The sequence below is a fragment of the Dyadobacter sp. CY312 genome, assembly GCF_021390535.1.
GTDB lineage: Bacteria > Bacteroidota > Bacteroidia > Cytophagales > Spirosomataceae > Dyadobacter.
In genome coordinates, this window is the sequence record NZ_JAJUXG010000020.1 from 1 (window position 1) to 24,386 (window position 24,386).

A 24,386-nucleotide genomic window follows, 5' to 3' on the forward strand; every position below is an offset into this window, starting at 1 on the left:
TCTCCGACATAGCCTTTGTGTCTAAAGATCAACTTTGTTACGGAATTACAACAAGCAGCCAAATTGCGACGCTGGATCCTTTCACTGGTAATGTAGTGGTTGGGGCCACAGTAAACGGGTTGTCGGCATCGGATAGTTATGGTGCCGTATTCAGCGATATTTCTGGAAGACTATACGCGTTTCAAAATAGTACAGGTTCTTTTTATCTCGTGCATCCTTCCACTAATACTGCTTCCCTGATTTCAACCAGTGCTCCGTCTGGTAATAATGACGGAGCAAGCTGCGCTACCACAAGCCTGGCAGATCTGCCATTTACCTGCGAAGACGGCATTACCTATCAGGTAGCAGCGTCAGGCGGTCGTCCAACCTCCTCGCTTTATGCATATAATGTCTCAAGCGGAGTGCGTACGTTGATTGCTCCGTTGCCATATTCTGTAAATGCATTGATATACAATTCAGCGGATAACATGTTGTGGGGAGCTGTTGGTACTTCTATTGTTCGGATCGACCGTGAAGGTGCGACCACATTATTCCCGATTGCGAATTTACCGGGTGGGTTTAACATTGGTGTTGAGCTCCCGGGTGGCTATATGATGCTGTCTACCACCAATAATACTAATTATTATGTTGTAGACCTTAATCCAAATCGTGCAACATATCTTCAGCTGGTAGATCCGACTGCCGGATTTGCACTAAAAACCGGTCCGGATTATGGTACCGCGGTCAGCGCTCCGCTTGATATCTCAGATATCGCTTTTGTGACCAGCACGCAGCTAAGTTATGGTATTACGTCCGAGGCTAAGTTGGCTTCGCTAAATCATTTGACCGGCAGTGTTGTGGTAGGAGAAGCAGCCGTGAATGGATTGCCAGCAAGTAACTATGGTGCAGTTGTCAGTGATATTACGGGACGAATATATGCTTTTGATAATGCTACCGGATCTTATTACCGAATAAATATTACTTCAAACTCGGCTACTTTAATTTCAACGAATTCTCCATCTGGCAATAATGACGGAGCAAGTTGTGTCAATATGCTTGCTGAAAATCTTCCATTCACCTGTAATGACGGCACAACATACCAGGTTGCCGCTGCTGGTGGTAACCCCTCCTCTCTCTATGCCTTTAATGTGTCCACCGGAGACCGCACGTTAATCGCACCGATGCCTTTTACATTGAATGGTTTGGTTTACAATTCAGCTGATGATATGCTCTGGGCATACGTCAATAATAATAACTCAAACAGAATTGTGCGGATCGACCGCGACGGAGGTGTAGTTACGCATTCAATAGCGAATTTGCCGAGTGGATTTAACATCGGTGTTGAGCTTCCCAATGGTTACATGATGCTCACTTCCAGCAACAATGCTCATTATTATGTTGTAGATATTAATGCAACCCGTTCTACCTATCTTCAACTGGTGGATCCAACGGCTGGTTTTATACTAAAAACGGGTCCCAATTATGGTACTGCAGTGAGTGCTCCCCTTAATATCTCGGATATTGCTTTTGTGTCCCGTGAACAGCTGTGTTATGGTATTACGCTTGATGCCAAGCTAGCTTCGCTGAACCCTTTTACCGGTGATGTTGTGGTTTCAGAAACATCTGTAAATGGATTACCAAATGCAGGGTACGGAGCTGTTGTTACCGATGCCAGCGGGAATTTATATGCATTCAATAATAGCAACGGAGGTTTTTATAGGATAGACTTAGCAAGTAATACAGCTAATATTATCAATACATTTACCCCTTCCGCCAGCAATGACGGCGCCAATTGCTCGACAGTGACACTGTGTGACGTTCCTTATGCACCGGTCGTATCGCAAAACACGGTCCAGCTGTTATGCCCCATCGTCACCGCGGATCTGACTGCGCTTGTAACAAGCAATACTCCATCGGGAAGCACGCTGGCGTTTTACACAAGTGCAACACCTTCAAATGAATCACTGGTGAGTGACCCTACCAAGGCAACTGAAGGAACGTACTATGCAATTTATAGCAGTGCGGGATGTGAATTGAGCACGAAAATCACCGTAACTGGCTGCTCATTACCTGTAACGCTGGTATCATTCACATTAGCTAAGGAAGAATCCATTGTAAGGCTGAACTGGGCAACAACGGAAGAAATCAATAGTGAATCCTTCCAGGTTGAACGCAGCGGGGATGGGAAGTCATGGAAGCAGATTGGCGCGGTAGCAGCTCAGGGTGAAAGCGTTGCCTTGAAAAATTATGAATTTATTGATCTATCTCCGTTAAAAGGAGGGAATTACTATAGATTGAAAATGGTGGACAAGGACGGCACTTTCACCTACAGCAGCATCCGGTTTGGTGAATTTACAAAAACGGACGAACCTGTTTACCCTAACCCGGCCAGCAGAAGCATTTTCTTCACAAATTTTAACGAGATTAAAGACGTGGCAATCTACAATTCACTTGGAGTGAAAGTACTCAATGCCAAAACAATATCATCCGCGGGAGTGGACGTGAGTAGTCTTTCCAAGGGAATGTATATCGCTATACTCACGCTGATTGACGGTTCTACCCATTCACAAAAGGTAGTCATTGTAAAATAGACAATCATTCCGGGCAGCAGTTTTGTCTGTTGCCCGGATGATTTCTCAGGTTTTATGATTTCAAAAGCGTCAAAACAGATACCTCAGTAACAAGTCATGACTATGCCCGCGGAATGACAAATGAAAGCAGTCGATCATCTCACCCGCTGGTACAAGGTTATATTTTGATACTTTCTCACAAACAAAAACCCTGTTAATCGTTGATTTGCAGGGTTTTTGCTTTTGGGTTGGTTTGAGGTTTCTCAGTCCTTTGAAAGAGAGCCCCCTCGCTTACTGGCGGTTACCAGTCCTTCTTATTACTTCCGAATGTAGTTATAAATCGAAAATTCCGATTTCACCGGATCCCTGAAACCCAGTTGCATCCTATCCTCTTTAAGGCTGATGACATATGCCCTGGACCAAACCTGGTCTCTCCCCAGATTAAGCGGAACAACACCAATGAACGATATTGTCTTTGTCTTGATATCAAAAAAGTAGCTACCCAGGAAGGCCCCGTTCTTGGTTGTCCCTTTTTGACTCACCTTTACCACCGGTTCGGCTGAGCCGCTCGTTAGGCCTAACGTCATCGTGCCGTAATCCTGAGGCGCACCCATCCAGCTTTCATAAGCCGGATCATACAACCAGCAATCCCCTCCTGTTTTGGTACATTGGTTATCCCAGCCATAATCAACGCCAGAGAAGTACAATGGGCCTTTGAATTTGGCTGAAACGCCTTTTGCATCAAGGTCCAATACCCATGTTTTCTCTTTACCAATTCCGCCGGTAAGCAAGGTAAATATGGGATCTTTATAGTATTCCAGGATGGCCGGGTCAAAAATTCGGATGAAATACGTGACTGTGTCGGCCGCCGTGGCATAGGTAATTCTATTCGCCAGCAAGGGATCGGCGCCGGAAAAATTACCGGGAACTTGCACAACAATGCTCGAGTCGGTATAAACTGCCCCGCCCAAATTGGCATCCACTCCCTGAAATGCTATTTTAACAGCTTTTTTGAGATTGTATCCGACAATATTGATCTTTTGGCCAGGCATTACCATGTTGAGAACGGTATCCTTCGGCGCAGCGGCATAATTTCTTACACGGGCAATAATCGGCGGACCTGTAATGTTGATCGTAAACGACGCCGAACCACCGCCGCCAACCACCGTGACCGTATTCACCTTGTCCCTCGCCACGGAATCGAACGGAATGTAAGGTACCTGTACAACGATACTTTTGTCAGTAAATAAAGTATTGTTGATGGTAGCAGGTATACTGCCGAAATAAACCTGTGAAACCTCTCCCAGGTTCTGCCCGAGCACAACCACCCATTGTCCGGCCCTCAGCGTGTCCACCAGGCTGTCGCTGGGTGATGCGGCGTAATTCCGTATTTCAGTGATAACCGGTGGTGAGGTTATGTCATCATCTTTTTCACATGAGGATAGCACCAAAACACCAGCCATGCAGGAAAACAGAAGAAAACAAATTCTGTTGTATATGATCTTTTTCATTTCTTTTAATTTTTAAAACGAGTAAGGCACGGGAGCTTCTAACAATTTTGGATTAGCCGTCACCTCTGGTGAAGGTATTGGCAACTTGAAGGTAGTGGTGTTGGCGGGCGTGATAGCACCGAGTGGGTTGCTTTTTGTTAAAACTCCATTATCGAACGTGAACAAGACCCGTTCCTGCTCGTTAAGTTTTTTGATCGCCTTCGGTTCGTTGTGATAAGAAAGCCTTACCAGATCTTCCCAAAAATGCCCTTCGGCTGCCAATTCAACTCTTCTTTCCCTGAACAAAGTTTCCTCATCAAGGGAAGTCACCGCAGCCAGGCCAGCCCTGCTACGCACTTTGTTGAAATACAGCAGGGCATCCGCATTGGTTGTAGACGCGCTATTGCCAATAACAGCTTCCGCATAGATCAGGTACACTTCGGCAAGCCTTAACAGTGCATTGTGCTCAATAGAAGATGTCAAGCTCATCGTCGGTGCACTGTTATCGACCCTTGTGCCGATGATGTGCTTTTTCAAACCGGAGTTACCAGTAAATTTATAACCTCCTCCTGCCGCATTCAGCTCAGCGTAATAGTCACCTTTAAGCATCACAGTAGCCTTCCGTCTGATCGTGTCTTCCTTCGCGTATTGCTTGTAGAGGTCATAGGTAGGTGCTATGCCAAACCAACCCGACTGTCCAGCCGCCGATATCTCCGGGCCACCGGGCGAATAAACCTGCAGCATGTTTCCTTCAAGCCAGCCGGTACCCGGTGACCATTGCAATGCAAATAAGGATTCGGGATTATCATTAAACTGGGTTTTGAAAAGATCGGCATAATTGGGTAGCAACGACAATCCGCTTTGTTTACAGACATTGCCGGCATGCAGTGCCGCACTGTCGAGAAGTGCCTGGTTGCGCGGGCCATTGCCTTTTGCTTCTACCCCGGCCCAGGTCAGATATACTTTGCTTAACATGCCTTGTGCCGACCAGGTTGTCAATCTTCCCGCAGCATCCTTCGCCGGAAGGTTTTTCGCAGCAAAAAGCAGGTCATTCGCAGCAAACCTGTACACGTCTTCCACCGGATTGCGGTGAACCAGCGGCGAGGTAATGAGCTCTGTATTGTCTTTAATAATAGGCACATCCCGCCATAACAGGGCCAGATTGTAATAGGCAAACGCCCGCAAAAACCTTGCTTCAGCAATGGCGCCAAGCCTGTCTTTTTCAGGAATTGAAGCCGGTGCCTTCTCCTCAATGGCCTTGATGGTCACATTGCAATGTGCGATGACCTTGTACATGCCTTTCCAGTTGGCGATCATAATTTCGTTGCTACCCGTAACTGAAAACGTATTCAGCTGTATAGCGTCTCCCCAATAACCCACGGCCATATTACCGCTAAGGACGTCGCCTATTGGCAAGAAGCAGTTATAATTCCATTCGGCCCATGGCTTGCCGCCGTACAGAGCGGCGGTGGCCAATCTGAGGTCGTTGGTGGTCTGGTAAAAATTGTCTGCGCTTATCTGGGATAATGGAGGACGGTCCAGAAAGCTTTCGCTGCATCCGGCCGAGAACAGGGCAAGGCAAAGCCCGGCAGCCGCCATTGTTTTTTTGATTTTCATTGCTCAATATTTTTATAGATACACATCAAATGAAGAATTGTCCCGAACATTCGTGTTTGACACCTGTTTCGAAGCAATTATTTGGTCAGCTGCAAGCTCGCACCAACAGTAAACACACGTGGTTGCGGATAAAAACCATTGTCATAGCCTGCATTCAGTGGATTCCATGATCCAATTTCAGGATCCATTCCTTTGTACTTTGTGATCAGGAATGCATTGGATACGTTCACATAAACCCGCAATGAATGGATGTGGGCTTTTTCCAGCAGTTTGTCGGAAAGCGAATATCCCAGCGAAATGGTTTTAAATCTGATGAACGACCCATCCTCTACATATTTGTCCGACGCCCGTTTGTTATCGTTTGTATTATCATTTCTAATACCCGGAATATCTGTATCCGGATTAACCACATAGACGTTGCTGACGTCGGTAGCAGGTTTAGCGGGATCAATCAAAGCAAGTTTGGCGTAGTTGTTCAGTGCTTTAAGGTATCCGAAGCTGGTCCCCGGAAATTCTCCGTTCATACGCATTTGATTGAATACCTTGTTACCGTAGTTACCAGTCAGAAATATGTTCAGGTCAAATTTCTTGTAGGAAAATGAGTTGTTCAGCCCCAATTGAATTTTCGGGATCGGTGATCCGAGGAAGGTCTGATCGCGCTCATCGATCACCCCGTCGCCATTGATGTCCTTGAACTTAAGGTCGCCATACCAGATACTACCTCCTGCCGCGCCAACGGGTAGCGGTTCTCCGTTCTTAGTGGGTAAGGCGTGTGTCTCAAAATCCGCCGCAGTTGCAAAAACACCATCTGCCTTGTATCCAAAGAATTGACCGATCGAGTTCCCTACAACCGTCTGGCTATATGGCGATCCAACAAGCGATGCCCCGTCGGTATTCAGTTTTATAACTTTATTGATGTTGCGTGATGCAGTCAAATCGGTTTTCCAGGAAAACGATTTTGTCTGGATGTTGGTAGAGCTGATTCTAAAATCGAATCCCTTGTTGCTGATCGTCCCGATATTCACATACGGCGCGCCCAATGCTCCCGGAGACCAGCCAACGGTCGTTCCTGAGTAAAATGGCAACGGGATCTGCATTAACAGACCATCCGTTTTCCGGTTATAAAAATCGACCGAAAAGTTGATACGCCATGAAAATAATGCTCCATCAAGACCGATATTGGCGTATTTCGTTTTCTCCCATTCCACATATGGGTTCCCGATGTTTTCGGTGAGCTGGGATATACCCGACAGACCGGTAGCCACAGTAGCTAATGTGGAGGTATATGCGAAATCCCTGACATTTTGATTATTTGTTAAACCGTAGCCTACCCTGAGTTTCAATTCATTGATGTCTTTGAAACTTTTCAAAAAAACCTCATTCTGGATCTTCCAGGCAACAGCACCCGAGTAAGTAGTCACCCACCGGTTTCCGGCTGCGAATCTGGAAGAGCCGTCGCTCCGGACGTTTGCGGTTATCAGGTATTTGTCAAACAACCCCAAATTCAACCGGCCAAAGTACGATTCCTGGGCATTCTGACTTTTTGAGCCTGAGTTAATAGCAGAAGTTGGATCACCGCTGCTTATCGTCTGCACATTGTTGGACGGGAAATTATTGCGTTCCGCACTTACATTCTCGCCTTTGCTCAATTGCGCCTCGTGTCCCACCATGACATTTGTATTGTATTTGTCGCTGAACAAATGCGAATAGGTGAGGTAATTTCTTACCGTTGTATACATGTTTTGTTCGTAGCGGTACGAACCGTTGTTGTTCGTGTTTTTCACAAGCCCCATCGTGTAGGTTGGGTTGAATCTATCCTCAGTAGCCATTGAAAAGCTTCCCGTAACCTCATTCCGCAACGTCAGCGATTTGCTCAACAGAATCTCAGCATAGGCATTTCCAAATATCTGATTTCTGTTCACCTGGTCCTTGTTGATCATCGCGATCGCAAATGGGTTGATGGTACTGTTCACCCAACCGTTAGGGTTATACGCACCACCCCAGCCGCCATCGCTACTTTTCACCGCGATGTCGGGAGTCTGGCTGAGCGCGGCGTTAATGACGTTTGAACTGGTCGAATTTATATTCTCTTTGATATTGGCCATTTGCAGGCTGGTCCCGACTTTCAACCAGTTGGTCGTCTTGTTGTCGAGGTTGAGTCTGACAGATATCCTTCTGAAATCCGAGCCCAGAGCAATCCCTTCCTGTTTGAAATATGAACCTGAAAGCAGGTATTGCGTTCTGGCGTCTCCTCCGTTTATGGTCACTGTGTGGTTAGTCATCGGCGCGTTTCTAAAGAGTTCCTTTTGCCAGTCGGTACCCTTCCCCAGATATTGCGGATTGGCAAATTCAGGCCGTTTATCGAATCCCCAGAGCAAACCTGCATTTCGCTCATTGATGAAGGTGGCGTACTCCTGCAAATTCATGATGGGAATTCGCTTTGGCACTTGCTGGAAACCTGTATAGAAATCGTAAGAGATTCTTGGAGGTGTTACCGCGCCACGTTTTGTGGTAATGATAATCACCCCATTCGTGGCCTGTGAGCCATAAATAGCAGTGGCGGAGGCATCTTTAAGCACGTCAACCGACTCAATTTCAGACGGATTAATAGCAGCCAATGGGTTGGTACCAGCGCCCAGCGTGGCTGTGCCACCGATAATCACACCATCGATTACATACAACGGCCCCCCGCCCCCGAAGGAAGATATCCCTCTGATCTGCACCGAAACACCTCCGCCGGGCTGCCCCGATGCCTGCTGCACTACCATACCGGCCACTTTTCCCTGTAAAGCCTGGTCGATGGTGACCGGGTTCGTTTTACGCAGTTCCGCTCCGGACACGGAAGATATCGAGCCGGTAACGTCTTTCCTTTTCGATTCCCCATACCCGATCACCACGACTTCTGAAAGTGTAGCAATATCGGGTTGAATGGTAATGTCAAATTGCGTTTTGTTACCAACCGGAATTTGCTCCGACAGATAACCGATATAGGAAATTTTAAGCACATCCTCGGGCATTGCCTGGATAGCAAACTTTCCATCGACATCCGTTGTAATACCCATCGTTGTCCCTTTCAGCAGGATCGTTACGCCGGGCATCGCGCCGCCTGTTTCGTTCTTCACTATCCCTGACACCTGACGTCGCTGCGCGTGGGTCACTATACAGGAAAACAAAATAAGGGCAGCGACACAGAAGGATCTGTAAATTTTTTTCATCATTGATTTTACCTTAAGTACGTTACACAATGCAGTTTGAAATCGAATTCCTGTCTTATGTACAGATCTGCATCCGGTGCGCGCCTACCTTTGCCAAGCTGTTCATTTCGGGGAATTCTCTGCATCAAAGGTATGGGGTCAACGTACTTTTGGATGGTACGGATTAGTCCTAATTAAAGTGATAAAAAGTCCACAGATGATCCAAATGCACAATTTTCATAGATATTTTGTCTTAATTAAACTTGTTTTTGTGATACGGAGATGGGAACGCAACCCTGTTATAGACTGAGTGCGACACGATGTTGGTTTGAGAAGAAATCTCCTTAGAAAAACTCCAGAGAACTCCGGCTATACGCAGAGGCAAATCAACTTACGTCAGAATAAATTGCATAACAAAGCAACCACCCAACTGATCAACGCGGAAAGCAGAACATAAGAAAAGACTTCGAGCCAAAGTAATACTGTTAGTTTTCTTTTCATGGGATACCAAAGAATGTGTGGCCCAAAAGTAGGAAAACAGATTCTTTGAAAACGGGACAAAACATCCCAAATAAAGGTAAAAATCGTCCGTAAGCGCCGAGTTTGTACCGATTAGCTTCTTCGTTTGCCGCCGGCGTATGCGGAAGGCAGCGTGTGATACTCTTCCTTAAAGTAGCGGGTAAAATATTTCGGATTGTTAAAACCTACCTGATAGGCAATTTCTGCAACCGAAAGCTGGCTCTTTTCCAGTAGCTGGGCAGCACGCTGCAACCTGATCAACCGCATTACTTCCAGTGGAGACTTGTCTGTGAGTGTCTGAACCCTTTTGAAAAATTGCGACCGGCTCACACCCAATTCACGGGCCAGATCAGTAACCGTAAACTCGGCATCGGAAATGTGATTCTCGATAACCTGAACCATTTCCTGAAGAAATTGCTGATCCAGCGAGGTAATCGGGATTTCACTTGCCTTGATCCCATTCCTGGGTGCAAACAGGGCACGAAGGTCTTGACGGGACGAAATAAGGTTTTTGATCCTTGATTCCAGTACCTGAAAATTGAATGGTTTGCCAATGTAGTCATCGGCTCCCGCATCAAATCCTTCCAGGCGCTGCTCATCTTCCGATCGCGCGGTAAGTAAGATAACGGGCGTATGGGCTATCCGTTCGTCTGATTTCACCATTTTACAAAAGTCGAGGCCATTCAGTCCAGGCATCATAATGTCCGTCACAATCAGACGGGGTCTTTGTTCAATGGCCTTGGCCCAACCCTCTTCACCTGTCGAAGCATCAATCACCGAATACGAATGTTTCAGGTTGTCTTTCAGATAAAAGCGAAAATCCTCATTATCCTCTACGATCAAAACAAGTGGCTTGCCTTGGGAGACATGCCCAGTCTGGATTCTGGCATCGGGCAAAACAGGCTGGACAGGCTCGTTAACTACTTCATGCACTGTCCCTGTCTGCATTTTAAAAGAAAACTTCACAATAAAACAGCTTCCCTGCCCAACCTCGCTTTCTACACGAATGGTGCCGCCATGAATCCGGATAAATTCTGCTGTAATGGCAAGTCCGATACCGCTTCCCTGGTTGATGATCGTATTCGGCAGGTCATTCTGAAAAAACCGCTCAAAGATTAGCTCATGTTTTTCCGGGGCAATCCCGATGCCAGTATCCTTTACCCGGATCTCGACCAACTTTTCCTCCATGGTCTGCTGCACATCCACCGTTACGGACACCTCGCCGGGACCAAGTGTAAACTTAATGGCATTTGACAGCAGGTTAAACAATATTTTTTCCAGTTTGTCATGGTCAAAGATCGTTTCCAGTGCGGGGACATTTGAATTAAAGCTAAGCCGGATTTCCTTTTTATCGGAAAGGTCCGAGAATGAGTACACCGTGTCTTTGATAAACAGGATAAGATCGCCGTCCGAAGGGTGAAACCGGATTTCCTTTTCTTCGATTTTACGGAAATCGAGCAGCTGATTGACCAGGTTCAGCAATCGCCGGCCATTTCTTTGGATCAGCTCAAACTGTTGGCGTTCATGGCTGTCGACGGCTTTTTGGCTCAGCTTTTCGACCGGGGCGAGGATAAGGGAAAGTGGCGTCCGCAGCTCGTGGCTTACATTGGTAAAAAATTTCGTTTTCAGGATATCCAGTTCCTTCGAACGCTTCGCCTCTTCGCTCGTCTGCCTGATGGCAAACTTCATCCTCTCCCTTTCCTGTATCAGCCTGCGAATGGCCAGCAAAAGTAAAACCACACCCAGTACATACAGTGCATAGGCCGCCGGTGATTTCCAGAAAGGAGGAAGCACTTTAATCTGCAATGCGATTCCATTTTTATTCCAGAGTCCATCATTGTTTGAGGCAATGACACGAAAAACATAGTCGCCCGCATCAAGATTGGTGAAGGTAACCCTTCGGTTAGCTGCATCAGTGGCCAGCCATTCTTTATTAAACCCTTCCAGCTTGTATCGGTATTGATTCTTTGAAGGCTGAATAAAGCTCAGTGCCGCAAACTCAATGGAAAAGACATTGTCGCTCGCCCGGAGCACAATGGGCGGATTTGTTGTAATGGAAGCTGCCAATGTGAACTTGTCCCCGGCCGGATGTGCGGGAACAATGCTACGATTAAACAGCTGAAAATCAGTAAGCGCGAGCCGGGGAGCAATCCGGTTCTTATCCAGATCGCCCGGCCTGAATATGTTAAATCCATTGGCCCCGCCAAATATCAACTCGCCCTTGCGCGTCCGGAACGCAGCATCCTCGTTGAATTGCTTACCTTGCAGCCCATCGATCTCAGAATAATTGCTAAAGCTCACCTTTAAACCGGTGTTATCCGATGAAATGGTCGCAGATGAAAGTCCGTTTGACGTGCCCAGCCAGAGCCGCCCGTCTTCGTCTTCCACCATCGATAGAATGGCATTGTGAGGAAGACCCTGCTTTTCGGTATAGTTGATAAATGTATTCGATTTCCTTTGCCATACGCTTAGCCCACCGCGGGTCCCGATCCAGATACGCCCTTTTGAGTCTTCCAGAATACTTAAAACGTCGTTACTGCCAATGGATTTGGGATTGTTTTTTTCCGTGTTGTAGTGGACGATATCACCGGATGTTTTCATTAGCACATCTACTCCATTGGCTGTCCCAAACCACATATTACCCCGGGAATCCTCGAAGATCGTAGGAACATAAACCGAGTGGAGTGCACGTTGCGCCGGGTGATTGTACCTGGTGAAGGTTTTTGTATTTCGATCAAACAGGCAAAGTCCGCCGTCTAGCGTGCCAATCCAAAGTCGCCGCTGCGAGTCCTCAAATATCTCCCACACACTTCGTCCTGAAAGGCTTTTCGGTTGCGCAGGATGATGCTGGTACCTGGTGAATTTTTGTCCGTCAAAACAATTCAATCCCCCCAAAAAGGTACCTATCCATAATTGATTTTGATGGTCGAACCGCAAACTAACGATCACGTCGCTGGCCAGACTTTGCGAATTATTCGGATCGTGCCGGTAAGTTGTGAATTTTCGGGTACGCCGGTCGAAGTATATCAGCCCGCCGCCATTTGTTCCAAGCCAGAGATTACCCATTTTATCCTCTGCAAAAGTATTAACATCATCAAAGGGCAGCCCGTAAGGTTTCGAATACCGGTTGACGAGCGGAAACTGCATGATGTTCTTGTGAAAATAATTCAATCCGCCTTTGTAGGTTCCCGCCCAGATGATCCCATCATTGTCTTTGAGCATGGTGGTCACCGCATTATGGCTCAGCGTTTGATCGTCCTCCGCGGAATTAGACATATTGGTCACCGATAGCGTCTTTTTATCCAGGACATCAATACCGTTTTGACCATTGGAAATCCAGATATTGCCCTTGTTATCACCGACAACACCTGTAATCATGTCGGAACTGAGGCGAGGAGCCCCGAATGTCTTTCCAAGATAGCGTATCTTGCCTTCTTGCCTGTTCAAATAAGCGACACCGATATCGTAATTGGTGGGATACACCCAAATATCTCCGTCACTATCAACCGTCAGCTCACATTGCAGATAATTGCTCCCGGCGGGCCTGCGATCCTTGAAGAAATTGAGCCTTTTGATCACCTTCACGCCCTGTTTTCCAAGAATAATATTTTCGACCGTCCCGTTGGAATGGGCTATCCAATAGGTGCCATCTTTGTACTGGGCGACCGATGTGACGTTGTTACTGACTATGGAAGCGGCATCACGGTCTGAATGTTTGATGACAATGGATTTTTTGCTTTTTTCATTGTAGCAAATCAGTCCCTGATCCTTAAGGATAAACCAAAAGTTACCACTATTATCCGATACAGCCGTTTTAAGATTATTTGGATTTTCGATTGAATACGCCTTAAAACCTTGTGAAGGTCCGGAAAAGGTTTCCTTTGCAGGGTCATAAAGGCACGGGCCTATGGAGGTAAGAACACCCATTTTACCCTCTGGCATTTTAAACAATCCGGCAATGTAGTCGTAAAAGAGTGTTGTAGAGTCGGACGCATCTTTACGAAAAACCTTGTTGGTGTACCCGTCAAAACGATTCAGACCCGATTCTGTACCGATCCACAGGAAACCTGTCTGGTCTCGGTAGATGGCCGTTACATGCCCATGCGAAAGACCATTCCGGGCATCGATATGGACAAACCGATGCTCCTGCCCCAACGACCTGCAAGGGGTATACACCAGTAAAATCAATATGATCAACCTTACAGACTCCAATAAGCTCATTCGTTTCACCATTTGGCGTTTGGTTAATGCATCGCCTTCTATTCGCGTGATACCGGATTTTTTATGTTCGACCGCCACTGACCTTAAATCCTTTTAAATTTTAATCCATCTATTCAAATCCTATTTCATAAGCAGCCCATTTGTATTCGCTTGGATGGTTCTTCACAACGTTGTTAACAATTGCCTTCCTTCATCATCGAAGTATGTTCCAATACCTCCTGAAAAGGGTTGGTTCCGTCGAGTCGCACAGTCAAATTGTGGTATAAATTACGAATACTTTAAGATATCTTCATGGTACCTCCGGGCGTGCGACTAGTTGTCGTTTTCCGACAGGAGCACCTTCCACGAAAATCACCCCAGTCAATTAAAATGTAATTTTGACACTTAATTTTAAAATATCAAAATATTTGGAAAGAATTTAAAAAAACCTTGTCTCGAAAGAAGAGGGTACCGAAAAAATCTTGTAATAAATCGGGGCAAAAAACGAGATGCACTATTTCAGTTTTGAGACATACTCATTTCAGGCGATCCAATATTTCCGGACAAATAATATAATTGCTCCAACCTCTTGATCACTTTTTTTGTCTCTGATATTTACAACCTCAAGAGATATTCCATGACACTACTTCAAACCTTGTCAGCGGCCGGCTTTTGGTACTTTTGACAAAATTTCTGCTTTTACCCTTACTACCTTTTACTTGAGGTGACAATTCTGAACCTGACGCTTCCAAACGCTATGAAGCAACATGAATAAGAGAATTTGTATCGTAGTTGTTACGGTTATCAATACAAATATTGGAATAGAACTGATAAAGCGTGTTTCTCAAAAATCATAATCCTACAAGCTATGAAAAATATCATGTTATCAAATGTAAAATTCCTGATAAGGAGTATCCCTTTTACAGCAATTATCTTTATTCCAACAATTTTTTCTTGCCAAAAAACTGAACCTTGTTTGGTCGCTGATCGAACCGCTGTAAAGTCTGAAGATTTAAGTGCTCCCAACAACGGGGTTTTAGTGCTACAGAATGTGAATGACTCAAATGAAGTATCATTGATTATTGATAATCAAAATGATTATCAAAAGTTTGTTAAAAGTAGTACGACATTGCCAGTTATAGACTTCGCAAACCATATTCTGGTAGCCGGGAGAAAAAAATGGCATCAATGTATAAAATTTCAGGATCAACAGTTGACAGAAGGGTGTGATAAAGTCTACTATCATATCAACTTATCAGAGATGGATTGCGAAGCTCTTAGTCATTACGATTTTTTCGCAATTATCGGTTCTGAATATGGCAATAGAAAAATTGAATTTCAGATTAATGTTCAATAAAACCATAGGCCTTACAAAAAAGCTCTGTCAAATAACGTTGCTAAGAGCTTGTTGGAGAATGGAGATCGTACCATCTTTGCAGTGACCAAACCTTCAACCTAAAATGGCATCTGACCAGAAATTTGTAGACTTTGTGCTGGAACAAATCGAAAACGCCGGTGAAATCACTGCCAAAAAGATGTTTGGTGAATACGGCATTTATGCTGATGGAAAAATATTCGGACTCATTGCCGACAACAAGTTGTTTATTAAGCCAACAGAATCCGGTCGTGCATTTATAGGTAGTGATTTACTTCAAGCACCTGCCTACGAAGGAGCGAAACCAAGTTTTCTCATTGAAGAGAAAATTGAGGACAGGAAATGGCTCAGCGAACTAGTACGGATCTCAATAAAGGAGCTACCAATGCCAAAACTGAAAAAGAAGAAATAGTAACCTCAACAGCTCATTCTACCATCAATTTGCAAAAGAAGAAATGCTTTCGTGGAAGGATTATGTGCAATAAAATTTCCCCGGTTGCAGGCCAATACTAAACTTTAATCAAATGGATTATTTAAGCAAAATCATTACTGACTTCGAAATTCATTCTGTTGAAGGAATCAGGGAATGTTTTGAAAACGGAGTTGGCCCGAATCAAACAGTAAAGGGTCGGCCGTTGATTTACGAACTCATAAATATGTACTCTCGAGGTCCGTCCTTCAAGAGTTGCATACAGGCTTTTGTAGACTACGGCCTGGAATTCGAGGATGAAATTTTACTTTCTGTATTGCTCGACAACGCTGCCTCACTTGCGACTCAACTGGCATCCAATGCAAATGCAGTGAACAAAAGGTATTCGTTTGAATGTACATTCACACCGCTCTACGAGGTTTCACTCCTGCACATTTGTGCGGAATATAATCATTTGGCTTGTGCCGAAGTTCTTGTGCAGCACGGGGCTGATGTCAACTCAAAGGCAGGTATTGATGACCAAGGTTTTGGAGGGCATACACCCATTTTTCATACAGTAAACCAAAACAGAAATAAGTGCCTGGACATGATGAAGTTTCTAATCTCAAAACAGGCCGATCTTACAATTACGGTAACAGGTCTTATCTGGGGCAAAGGCTATGATTGGGAGACTTTTATTCCTTCTGTGAATCCAATTAGTTATGCGATGATGGGCTTACTTCGCCAGTTTCAAAGAACTGAGGAGGATATCTATGAAGTTATCTCACTGCTGGTGAAAGCGCGATACGGCATGGACTATGTACCGGGAAACATTCCCAATAAGTATTTAAATGAATAAGTTAATAACAACAGTTACTCCTGTTGCAGGCTGACGTATGGACGTAACCGGTGATTGACAATCATTCGTAGTGACCGAAGCTCTTGTTATTTACAAGTTGAATAATTTTCGGGTGAAGATGGAGGTTTTAGCACAACTATTTCTTCGTATTTAGCAGCTTAATGATTTATAATAAATTGCTACATTTGGTTTTCTCACAGGCAAAAAGGACGGAATCGTGAGCTGATTTAACCTTTCACCAACCTGTTGGAAATAGCTTGCAACTCATCACGGATAACGAGTAAAAAGCGATCACTATGGATAAAGGCACACAAACGATGATCGATAATCTGTATAAAAATACAGGAAAACCCCTTGATCAATGGATTGAGATTGTAAAAGCAGGGAACTTTCAGAAGCATGGGTTAATCGTGAAATTTTTGAAAGAAGAACATGCACTCACACACGGATTTGCCAATCTCATCGCACTTAAAAGCCAGGGAACCGATGCTGGCTCGGCGGAAAATACAGATGAGCTGATCTTGAAACAGTATCAGGGTAAAGAGCATCTGAAACCCATCTATGACAAGCTGATCACTGAGATCCTAAAATTCGGAAATGATATTGAAGTCGCTCCCAAAAACGCCTACGTTAGTCTGCGGAGAAAAAAGCAATTTGCCACTCTCACTCCTGCTACCAAAACCCGTTTTGAAATTGGCGTCAATCTGAAAGGACAGCAGGCGCAAGGAATATTGGAAACCATCACAGCAGCCAATGCCATGTGTTCGCACAAGATCAGCATTTCGGACCTTAATGGCATTGACCATGAAGTAATCAACTGGGTTAAAACAGCATACGAGAATGCAAACTAATACCAGTTGGGACAAAGAACTTGCAGTGGTGGGGGACATTCTAAACAAAGCACCATTACAAAAAGCAATCAAATGGGGAGCGGAAGTCCTTACGTATGAGGGAAATAACGTAGTCAGTTACGGAGGTTTTAAAAACTACTTTACGATATGGTTTTATAACGGAGTTTTTTTGAAAGACCCATACCAGGTTTTGGTCAATGCGCAGGAAGGAAAAACAAAATCGCTCCGCCAATGGCGCTTCACTTCCCTGAATGAGATTGATGAAAAGAAGATATTGGAATATGTTCAGGAAGCCATTGAAATTGAAAAGCAAGGCTTAAAAATTAAGCCTGAAAAATTTACGCCTTTATTGGTTCCGGTAGCTCTTGAAATCGAATTTCAAAAAGACGAATCATTTAAGGCAGCATTTGAAAAACTCACTCCAGGACGTCAAAAGGAATACATATTGTATATTAACGAAGCCAAACAGGGAAGTACGAAAACAAGCCGGGTACAAAAGATTAAACCTATGATCATGCAAAGCATAGGTTTGAATGACAAGTATAAATAGCGGCTTGATGCGTCGAATTAAGATTAGTAACGGCTCAACAAAGTATGATTTGACAACCTAATATTTTTATTGTTAATGTAATACATTTCTTCACGCAAATGGAGAATTCTGATGACTTGGCCACTAGATTCCGTGGCAGATTGACCATCAAACCGTACTTTTATTTTTCTACTCAAATAATTAATAGTCAGTCATTTATATCAGAAAATTAGACCCAAAATGACATAATATGATCTTAATTCCCCAATTGAGGTGGTCAACGACTCCGTATTCTCCATTTTCATGCCCGTAATCCTATTTTAGCTGGCTTGAATACTGTATGCCCAGTGTCGTGGCGACTTTGTTGCTTCTGACTGTGGCGATCAAGCCGTCCATGTTATTAGTTAGATCATAGGAAATTCATCAAAGATCAAACTACTTTTCAGCTTCCCTTTCTGGTTGGCCAACATCACCAGACCTTTTACATACAATGATAATACGACTCCGTATTTCTGTATTTTCCAAGGATTGCTATCCATGCAAACCAGCTTGGAATTATTGCAATTTATAATGTAATTATTCCTTCAATACCTACCAAAATAATTTACATAAGTAAAATATTCTCCATTCTTTGACAAGAAAACACCCCTTCACGATTACTTCACCTACCTAATTTTGCAGCTCAATTTATCTATCCATGTGCGTTTGCTACTTGGACTTTTCCAATCGTCAACAAAATTAACATTCCATGAAAAAGCGATTTATCTACCACAATTTAAAAATGAGAAATTTCTACTGTAAATTATTTATAGCCTCACTACTTTTATTATCTGCCAAGTATACACAAGCCCAATATGCGAACGGTACAGGGACAGGCTTGCATCAAAACCAGATCTTTTGGCTTGCCTGGGGCGGCCCAAGTTTAATTTCGACGCCAGCTGGCTATACTTCTACACACATTGTTGAAGGAACATATGTCTGGAATCTAGAGCCGGGACTGGTAAGGGTTGTTGGTGAGGTTGACAATATTCAAAATCCGGTTGCCCCATCATCAGGCACACTAACTCTGACTCCATATTCATCAGGTACCTATACAGGTAATGGCACCACCAGTTTGGGAGATGGTCTGCAACTGATGTATCCGGGTGTAAACCCAATTGGCATGGCTACCAAAAACAGTGCAAGCGTGGGCTCTTACAACGGCGGTGTCATTGAATTTGACATTAACCTGAAGCTACAGATGCTGATCAACGGTGTCTGGACCGACCTTAACTATCCGGGTATGGTGATGGCAGATGCAGAAACGATGGCGTCCAACGGATCAGGTACGGAGTACATTTCTGCGGAAACAAACGGAACAACCGGATGGCAGATTCTGGATGTACGCAATGATGCTGCCTCGATAGGCCAGAACCCTACTAACTACAAGTTGCAGATCGGCAACAGTGGAAAGTACTTCAGGCTCTACAACAACCGTGTTGACAACATGGGCGTGCAGGCGGTCATGTATGCACAAGGCACCACCACACTGACCAACGTGCAGATGCAGGGGCAGGGTGTAACGGCTCTGGCCCTGGGTTTTATTGCCCCTTTTGATTACGGGGATGCACCCGCTTCCTATGGAGAAGTTCCTCACTACATTGACAATCTGACACTAAATGGTACGCCCCTTACCGCTGATGGTACATATTCAGTTACCAGTCAGCAGATTGCTTCCCTGGTAGTACCTACCGCAAATATTTATATTAATCAACTACCTGACCCGGATGGAGGATTAAACCACTTCAGCCCCAATGCAGACATTGATGGTGCTACTACCGTACCCAACTATGATGGCAGTGGCTCATACACTTTAACCATTCCTATCACCAACAATACCGGACAGCCCTCAAATGTTGGGGCATGGATTGACTGGGATCAGAATGGTGTTTTTGATGCTTCGGAAGCAGTATTACACACTAACCCTGCCTCTCAGACAAATGCCAGCTTTACCTGGAACAATCTAACCACAAATCCTGATCCAAATACTAAGTACTTTGTCAGGGTCAGGGTAACAACAGATCCTCTTTCAAGTCCAAATGCAGGAGCGACAGATGGAGAAGTGGAAGATTATGCGCTGGGAGTGGATGTTGCAATATCCGGAAATGTTTTTCACGACGTTGACGGATTAACAAATGCCCAGGTTGACGGAACAGGAACAAATGTTGGAGGAGTTTTATATGTAAATCTTGTAAATGATTCAGGAATTGTTGTGGCAAGTGTGCCGGTAGGAAGCGACGGCACATACGAATTTGGAGGTTCATTATCTGGAAACTACACGTTACAGTTGTCAACAAATCAAGGTGTAATAGGTTCGCCGGCACCGGCTGTCGTTTTACCTGATGGATGGGTTTCCACAGGTGAGAATCTGGGGCACAATGCGGGTAACGACGGAGTTGTTAATACCATACTTCCAATCACAATGGTACCCCAAACCCCCTTGTTTGATGCGAACTTCGGTATTGAACAGCCTCCCGTTGCTGACGAGAAAAACCATACAATCGCAACACCAGCTATTGGCACCTCGCTTCAATTGAATGGAACCGGCTCAATCGATTCACCAGGACCATTGTCGGGCAATGATACAGAAGACGGAGTCATGGGAAGCTCCAAGACAGTTGTGATCACAGATCTGACAAGCATGAACGGTAATGAGCTTTACTATAACAATGTTTTAATTACTCCCGGAACTGAGATTGACAATTATGACCCTGCCTTGTTGACTATCAAATTCACAGCGGTAGGCACAACATCCCTTAGTTTTGATTACACATTTATAGACGCAGCAAGCCAAACAGGAACATCTGGCAGCTATAATGTTACCTGGAACACACCACTTCCTGTAACGCTGGTAAGTTTTACTGCTGCGAAGGAAGGAAAAATTTCAGTACTTAGCTGGGTAACCACTGAAGAAACCAATAGTGATTTTTTCCAGGTGCAACGGAGCTCAGACGCTAAAAGCTGGCAAGATCTAGGTATTGTAAACGCCAAAGGTGAAAGCAACGAGCAGACCAGATACTTCTTCAATGATAATAATCCGCTAAAAGGATCAAATCTGTACCGTTTAAAAATGGTAGACAGAGACGGAAGTTTTGCTTACAGCCGTATTAGAGAATTATCATTCACTGATGGCGTAATGGTATCAGTTTACCCCAACCCAGTGTCGGATGTTCTGAATGTTAGTGAAAAAACCGGTGACACTTTAAATGAAACCGTTCTGTTTAATTTGAATGGACGAAAAGTATTTCAGTCATCTAGTGTTGGGGATCAAAAAATCAACGTTCGGGGTCTGACACCGGGTATGTACATCCTTAAGACAACACAGACTAGCGGAACAGTAAGCAGCTACAAAATTATAATCGGCATTAAATAACCGAAACACGGTTCATCTTAGATAATATCAGGCTTGATTCATTTTATGAATTAAGCCTGATATTGTTTTTTAGCGTCAATACAAAACTGATTTATTCCTAAGGTTCCAACCCGATCGACTTGGGTCAATTTATATCTGGCGGCAAAACCTGAAAAAGTTGCAAGAAAACTGATTCTAAAATAAAATCGATCAACTTTATAAAATAGAAAGTCTTGGTTTGCCTCCATTGCTAGTCAAGTTGCAAAGCCATCATTGATCTCTATGATGACGGCTCCTTTTCAAACCAGCACGTTACGTACCGGAGATGGTAGAACATGGACAATGCAAAAGGGACCAGCTGCAAGATCTGAAGCTAATCCCTCTTGAAGTTTAACTCTGGTTTTATCCGAAATCAGACTTGTTCCTCAAACGAATGTCGTTTGACAATAGGCAACAATTCCAATAAATCATCAATCACAAAGTCAGGCTGAGCAGTCAGCAATTGCTCCCGAGTTTGAGCACCTGTGGTGATACCGATATTCAAAACACAACCGGCATTCCGGCCCTCTTCTATATCAATTGTCGAATCTCCCACCTTGATCACCTGATCTGCATGCTCTATTCCCAGCTTACTCATAGCCAGCAAGATCATATCCGGATTAGGGCGATTTTTTTCCACGTCGGAAGCTGTGATCAGTTCATCGTAATGCGTGCCTTTTTCCCAACCAATTTTTGCTATCAAACCTTCGGCTGTCTGCCGGTCATAACCTGTGTTTAGAACAACTGATATTCCTATTTTCTTCAATTCGGTAAAAAGCGGAGTAGCATTGTTTTGCTCCGTAACATCCAGATTTTCATAAGCCGTTTTGAGCAATTTCCTGAACGTTTCAAAAATATCCTTTGCCAGTGCTTCGTCTGCAATCTGCTTCGAAGCGAGGATGCTTCGTATGGCTTGCAATTTTTCCATGCCCGCCCCTTCCGCCAGCACTTCATCCAATGTAAAATCGAACTGTCGCTCGTTGATTGCACGCAACAGCGTTTTGTATACCACATTGTTTTCATCGACTGTTGTTCCAGCCATATCGAAAACTACCATTTTGATCATAATAAAGTAAAATTAAAGGTTGTTGTAGGTGGCACCTGATGTGGTGCCGGATTAAAATTGATGTTCGTGGTATATGTTTTCAACTGTTCCGTCTTCATACAGTTTGAGAATAGCATAACCTGGCGCAGTCTCCTGATAATAATAAGGGCCGGCAGAATTTTCGTCACCTTTTCCCCACCAAAAACCGCTGATTGAACCATTGCAATAGTACTGTACATTGTTGAATACATTTCGATCCAGTAAATGCTGATGTCCCGAAAGACAAACCCTGACTTTATCTTTGTGCTTGTAAAACAGTTTTCTCAACGCAACATGATCCTTATGCTGCCCACCTTCCCAAAGAGCTGTTACAGATAGAATGGGATAATGTGACATGAGCAACACATGATGTCCGGCAGGCACTTTCTCCAATTCAGTTTCAAGCCAGGCAAATTGTTCAGCATCCAGTCTGACCTCCGGGTTGTTTCCATCCAGAATCATAAAATGCCAGTTTTTCTTCGTAAAGCTGTAATACCGGTGCGGCATTCCAACCCGCTTAGCAGCATATGCGACACCATACATTTCGTCGTCTTTTGAGGTCGCCTGCCACCAGGGATCATGATTACCAATGCAGCTGTAAACCTCGAAACCAGAAAGAGACCGAATGCAGTCATCCCAGCAGGCCCATTGTTCCAGCATTTTTTCGCGGGTTACATCTTTGTAATCCGCCGCGAAGATGGAGTCACCGCCATTGAGTACAAAATCCATTTTATGTTTTTTGACTTCTTCAAGACACTTTTTGAAACGAACGGGAATGTCGTCTTGCGGGCGGATATGCGCGTCAGTAATGTGTGCAACAGTTAGTGCAACTTTCGACTTCGAACCTGGCATAGCATGTGCATAGTCTGCCTGCCCGATGACAGTAGTAGCGGCTGCGCCGCAAACCAGGAAATCTCTTCTCTTCATTTTTTATCGGAATAGGTTTTAAAGATTAGATTGAAATAAACTAGCAAAGCGAGGCTGTGTCGGGCAATAGTGTTGTTTCCGGTACAGCCCGGGACTTTTTCACAAAGTATATCCAGGAAAATAATAGAGCACATGTTCCCAGCACCGTAAGCAGGTAGGAAAACTGTATTAACACCTGAGACCATTCCAGGCTTTTCATGAAAAACTCTTTGTATAACAAAAGAAAAACACTGCCCAAATACCCGAAAGCATCGGAGATGTAAACGAAGAATCCCGCGTTGCCTTTAATTCTGAACAGAGCGATCATACGTTCGTATAAAGCGACCTGGATGGGCGTGTAAGCCATAAACATACCAGCTCCCAACGTCAGCATCCAGCTGAATGGATCAATAAATCCGTTGTTAAAAGCATAAGTACTGGCACCACAGGTAATCAGACCGATGGCAATAAGTACCTGAACCGCGACAAACCCTTTGAAATTGCTCTGAAAAAAGGACAGACACGCCACGCTAATGAGCACTACAAATCCGATGATCGTTTCTGTTGTTGAAAAAATATTGGCATTCCATCCTGGCTGTATTTCATTCCAGATCTCAACCGAAAAGTTGTCCCGGAAATCGCGCATGGTTGACAGCAGCATATATATGAAAACAAAGGCCGCTATCCCCCATCCATAATTTTTCAAAACCAGCTTTTTGTCGACCGATGTCATCGGCAACCGTTCAGACCGCAGTATTTTATCAGCGGCGTCTGGTGCGGGAATGATATGCAACATCCAGGAAAAGAGCAGAAAAGCGGGAAGGAACAGCAGCCCCACAATGGCAGGCAGCCAAAACTCGCTTAAATCAGGCATGAAATCATTGATTTGAAAATAGATCGTTTTCAAAAATCCGGAAGAAATAATCAGGCTGATGCTCAACCCCATACTCAGTGCTTCTGTAAACTTACGTCCTTCCAGATAACTAAAAATAACGCCCCAGACCATACCCAACGGAAGACCGTTAAAAAACAGCAGGATGAAGTTGTACGGTGCGGGAACAATCCCGAACAATACCAGGGCGATTTCTGCAAATACAATTAACCCAATGATCAGTTTTTGCCTGGATGCGGCTTTTAATTCGGAAATGATTTTGATACCCATCCATTTGGAACACATGTAACCTATGACCTGCGCAACGATTAGCACTGTCTTATAATGTACGTCCCAGAGGCTGTAATCGGCATAAGTTCCTGCGGCAAAAGGCTTCCTGAATGCATACATACAGAAGTAAGCACCGAAGGCGGCCACGATACACCAGGCAACAAAGAATACTGGAGAGCTGGACAGCCAGCTCCGGAGCTTTATCTTCATAA

General features: G+C 44.5%; 16 protein-coding genes. 7 read left to right on the forward strand and 9 right to left on the reverse strand.

Annotated elements, in window-relative coordinates; translation table 11 throughout:
• A partial coding sequence (locus tag LZG71_RS25270; RefSeq protein ID WP_233825200.1) for a T9SS type A sorting domain-containing protein occupies nucleotides 1-2,570 on the forward strand: 2,570 nt, incomplete at its 5' end.
• 296 nt (nucleotides 2,571-2,866) lie between these two features.
• On the opposite strand, the gene LZG71_RS25275 is transcribed toward LZG71_RS25270, so the two are convergent.
• From LZG71_RS25275 to LZG71_RS25290, 4 genes are all read right to left on the reverse strand, one after another.
• Entirely contained in the window at nucleotides 2,867-4,060 is a 1,194-nt protein-coding gene (locus LZG71_RS25275; protein WP_233825202.1) for a hypothetical protein, read from the reverse strand.
• A gap of 12 nt (nucleotides 4,061-4,072) precedes the next feature.
• Nucleotides 4,073-5,656: a RagB/SusD family nutrient uptake outer membrane protein gene (locus LZG71_RS25280; protein ID WP_233825204.1), complete on the reverse strand. Its 1,584-nt coding sequence runs from the start codon at nucleotides 5,654-5,656 to the stop codon at nucleotides 4,073-4,075.
• A gap of 77 nt (nucleotides 5,657-5,733) precedes the next feature.
• Entirely contained in the window at nucleotides 5,734-8,874 is a 3,141-nt protein-coding gene (locus LZG71_RS25285) for a TonB-dependent receptor (protein WP_233825206.1), read from the reverse strand.
• Nucleotides 8,875-9,462: 588 nt separating this feature from the next.
• Nucleotides 9,463-13,668, reverse strand: coding sequence for a two-component regulator propeller domain-containing protein (locus LZG71_RS25290; RefSeq protein WP_233825208.1), 4,206 nt, complete (start codon nucleotides 13,666-13,668; stop codon nucleotides 9,463-9,465).
• A gap of 769 nt (nucleotides 13,669-14,437) precedes the next feature.
• Between LZG71_RS25290 and LZG71_RS25295 the strand changes: the two genes are divergently transcribed.
• The 5 genes from LZG71_RS25295 to LZG71_RS25315 all read left to right on the forward strand — a co-directional run bounded on the left by LZG71_RS25295 (nucleotide 14,438) and on the right by LZG71_RS25315 (nucleotide 17,613).
• Nucleotides 14,438-14,926, forward strand: coding sequence for a hypothetical protein (locus LZG71_RS25295; RefSeq protein ID WP_233825210.1), 489 nt, complete (start codon nucleotides 14,438-14,440; stop codon nucleotides 14,924-14,926).
• A 103-nt stretch (nucleotides 14,927-15,029) separates the two neighbouring features.
• Complete coding sequence (locus tag LZG71_RS25300) at nucleotides 15,030-15,356, forward strand: TfoX/Sxy family protein (protein WP_233825212.1); 327 nt, start codon at nucleotides 15,030-15,032, stop codon at nucleotides 15,354-15,356.
• A 112-nt stretch (nucleotides 15,357-15,468) separates the two neighbouring features.
• On the forward strand, nucleotides 15,469-16,212 hold the full coding sequence (locus LZG71_RS25305) for an ankyrin repeat domain-containing protein (protein ID WP_233825214.1): 744 nt from the start codon (nucleotides 15,469-15,471) through the stop codon (nucleotides 16,210-16,212).
• Nucleotides 16,213-16,508: 296 nt separating this feature from the next.
• Entirely contained in the window at nucleotides 16,509-17,063 is a 555-nt protein-coding gene (locus tag LZG71_RS25310; RefSeq protein WP_233825216.1) for a DUF4287 domain-containing protein, read from the forward strand.
• Nucleotides 17,053-17,613 (forward strand): YdeI family protein, encoded by a 561-nt coding sequence (locus LZG71_RS25315; RefSeq protein WP_233825218.1) that lies wholly within the window; start codon nucleotides 17,053-17,055, stop codon nucleotides 17,611-17,613. The genes LZG71_RS25310 and LZG71_RS25315 overlap by 11 nt, the downstream gene beginning before the upstream one ends.
• 383 nt (nucleotides 17,614-17,996) lie before the next feature.
• On the opposite strand, the gene LZG71_RS30510 is transcribed toward LZG71_RS25315, so the two are convergent.
• Nucleotides 17,997-18,131, reverse strand: coding sequence for a hypothetical protein (locus LZG71_RS30510; RefSeq protein WP_255713204.1), 135 nt, complete (start codon nucleotides 18,129-18,131; stop codon nucleotides 17,997-17,999).
• 242 nt (nucleotides 18,132-18,373) lie between these two features.
• Between LZG71_RS30510 and LZG71_RS25320 the strand changes: the two genes are divergently transcribed.
• Nucleotides 18,374-21,004: a CshA/CshB family fibrillar adhesin-related protein gene (locus LZG71_RS25320; RefSeq protein ID WP_233825220.1), complete on the forward strand. Its 2,631-nt coding sequence runs from the start codon at nucleotides 18,374-18,376 to the stop codon at nucleotides 21,002-21,004.
• Nucleotides 21,005-21,054: 50 nt separating this feature from the next.
• Here the strand turns inward: LZG71_RS25320 and LZG71_RS25325 are convergent, their stop codons facing one another.
• The 4 genes from LZG71_RS25325 to LZG71_RS25340 form a co-directional block, all read right to left on the reverse strand.
• Nucleotides 21,055-21,231: a hypothetical protein gene (locus tag LZG71_RS25325; protein WP_233825222.1), complete on the reverse strand. Its 177-nt coding sequence runs from the start codon at nucleotides 21,229-21,231 to the stop codon at nucleotides 21,055-21,057.
• 164 nt (nucleotides 21,232-21,395) lie between these two features.
• Entirely contained in the window at nucleotides 21,396-22,088 is a 693-nt protein-coding gene (locus LZG71_RS25330; RefSeq protein WP_233825224.1) for a phosphonatase-like hydrolase, read from the reverse strand.
• A 51-nt stretch (nucleotides 22,089-22,139) separates the two neighbouring features.
• Nucleotides 22,140-23,033: a metallophosphoesterase gene (locus tag LZG71_RS25335; RefSeq protein ID WP_233825226.1), complete on the reverse strand. Its 894-nt coding sequence runs from the start codon at nucleotides 23,031-23,033 to the stop codon at nucleotides 22,140-22,142.
• Nucleotides 23,034-23,073: 40 nt separating this feature from the next.
• Nucleotides 23,074-24,384 carry a DUF5690 family protein gene (locus LZG71_RS25340; RefSeq protein WP_233825228.1) on the reverse strand — a complete coding sequence of 437 codons (1,311 nt, stop codon included), beginning with the start codon at nucleotides 24,382-24,384 and terminating at the stop codon, nucleotides 23,074-23,076.
• Nucleotides 24,385-24,386 lie beyond the last annotated feature (2 nt).

Excerpts from the sequence above, each read along its gene's own strand:
- LZG71_RS25310 (WP_233825216.1), top strand. The coding sequence starts at position 16,509 with ATGGATAAAGGCACACAAACGATGATCGATAATCTGTATAAAAATACA.
- LZG71_RS25340 (WP_233825228.1), bottom strand. The coding sequence starts at position 24,384 with ATGAAGATAAAGCTCCGGAGCTGGCTGTCCAGCTCTCCAGTATTCTTT.
- LZG71_RS25280 (WP_233825204.1), bottom strand. The coding sequence starts at position 5,656 with ATGAAAATCAAAAAAACAATGGCGGCTGCCGGGCTTTGCCTTGCCCTG.
- LZG71_RS25305 (WP_233825214.1), top strand. The coding sequence starts at position 15,469 with ATGGATTATTTAAGCAAAATCATTACTGACTTCGAAATTCATTCTGTT.
- LZG71_RS25320 (WP_233825220.1), top strand. The coding sequence starts at position 18,374 with ATGAGAAATTTCTACTGTAAATTATTTATAGCCTCACTACTTTTATTA.
- LZG71_RS25315 (WP_233825218.1), top strand. The coding sequence starts at position 17,053 with ATGCAAACTAATACCAGTTGGGACAAAGAACTTGCAGTGGTGGGGGAC.
- LZG71_RS25275 (WP_233825202.1), bottom strand. The coding sequence starts at position 4,060 with ATGAAAAAGATCATATACAACAGAATTTGTTTTCTTCTGTTTTCCTGC.
- LZG71_RS25325 (WP_233825222.1), bottom strand. The coding sequence starts at position 21,231 with ATGGAGGCAAACCAAGACTTTCTATTTTATAAAGTTGATCGATTTTAT.
- LZG71_RS25295 (WP_233825210.1), top strand. The coding sequence starts at position 14,438 with ATGAAAAATATCATGTTATCAAATGTAAAATTCCTGATAAGGAGTATC.
- LZG71_RS25330 (WP_233825224.1), bottom strand. The coding sequence starts at position 22,088 with ATGATCAAAATGGTAGTTTTCGATATGGCTGGAACAACAGTCGATGAA.
- LZG71_RS25285 (WP_233825206.1), bottom strand. The coding sequence starts at position 8,874 with ATGATGAAAAAAATTTACAGATCCTTCTGTGTCGCTGCCCTTATTTTG.
- LZG71_RS25335 (WP_233825226.1), bottom strand. The coding sequence starts at position 23,033 with ATGAAGAGAAGAGATTTCCTGGTTTGCGGCGCAGCCGCTACTACTGTC.
- LZG71_RS30510 (WP_255713204.1), bottom strand. The coding sequence starts at position 18,131 with ATGGATAGCAATCCTTGGAAAATACAGAAATACGGAGTCGTATTATCA.
- LZG71_RS25300 (WP_233825212.1), top strand. The coding sequence starts at position 15,030 with ATGGCATCTGACCAGAAATTTGTAGACTTTGTGCTGGAACAAATCGAA.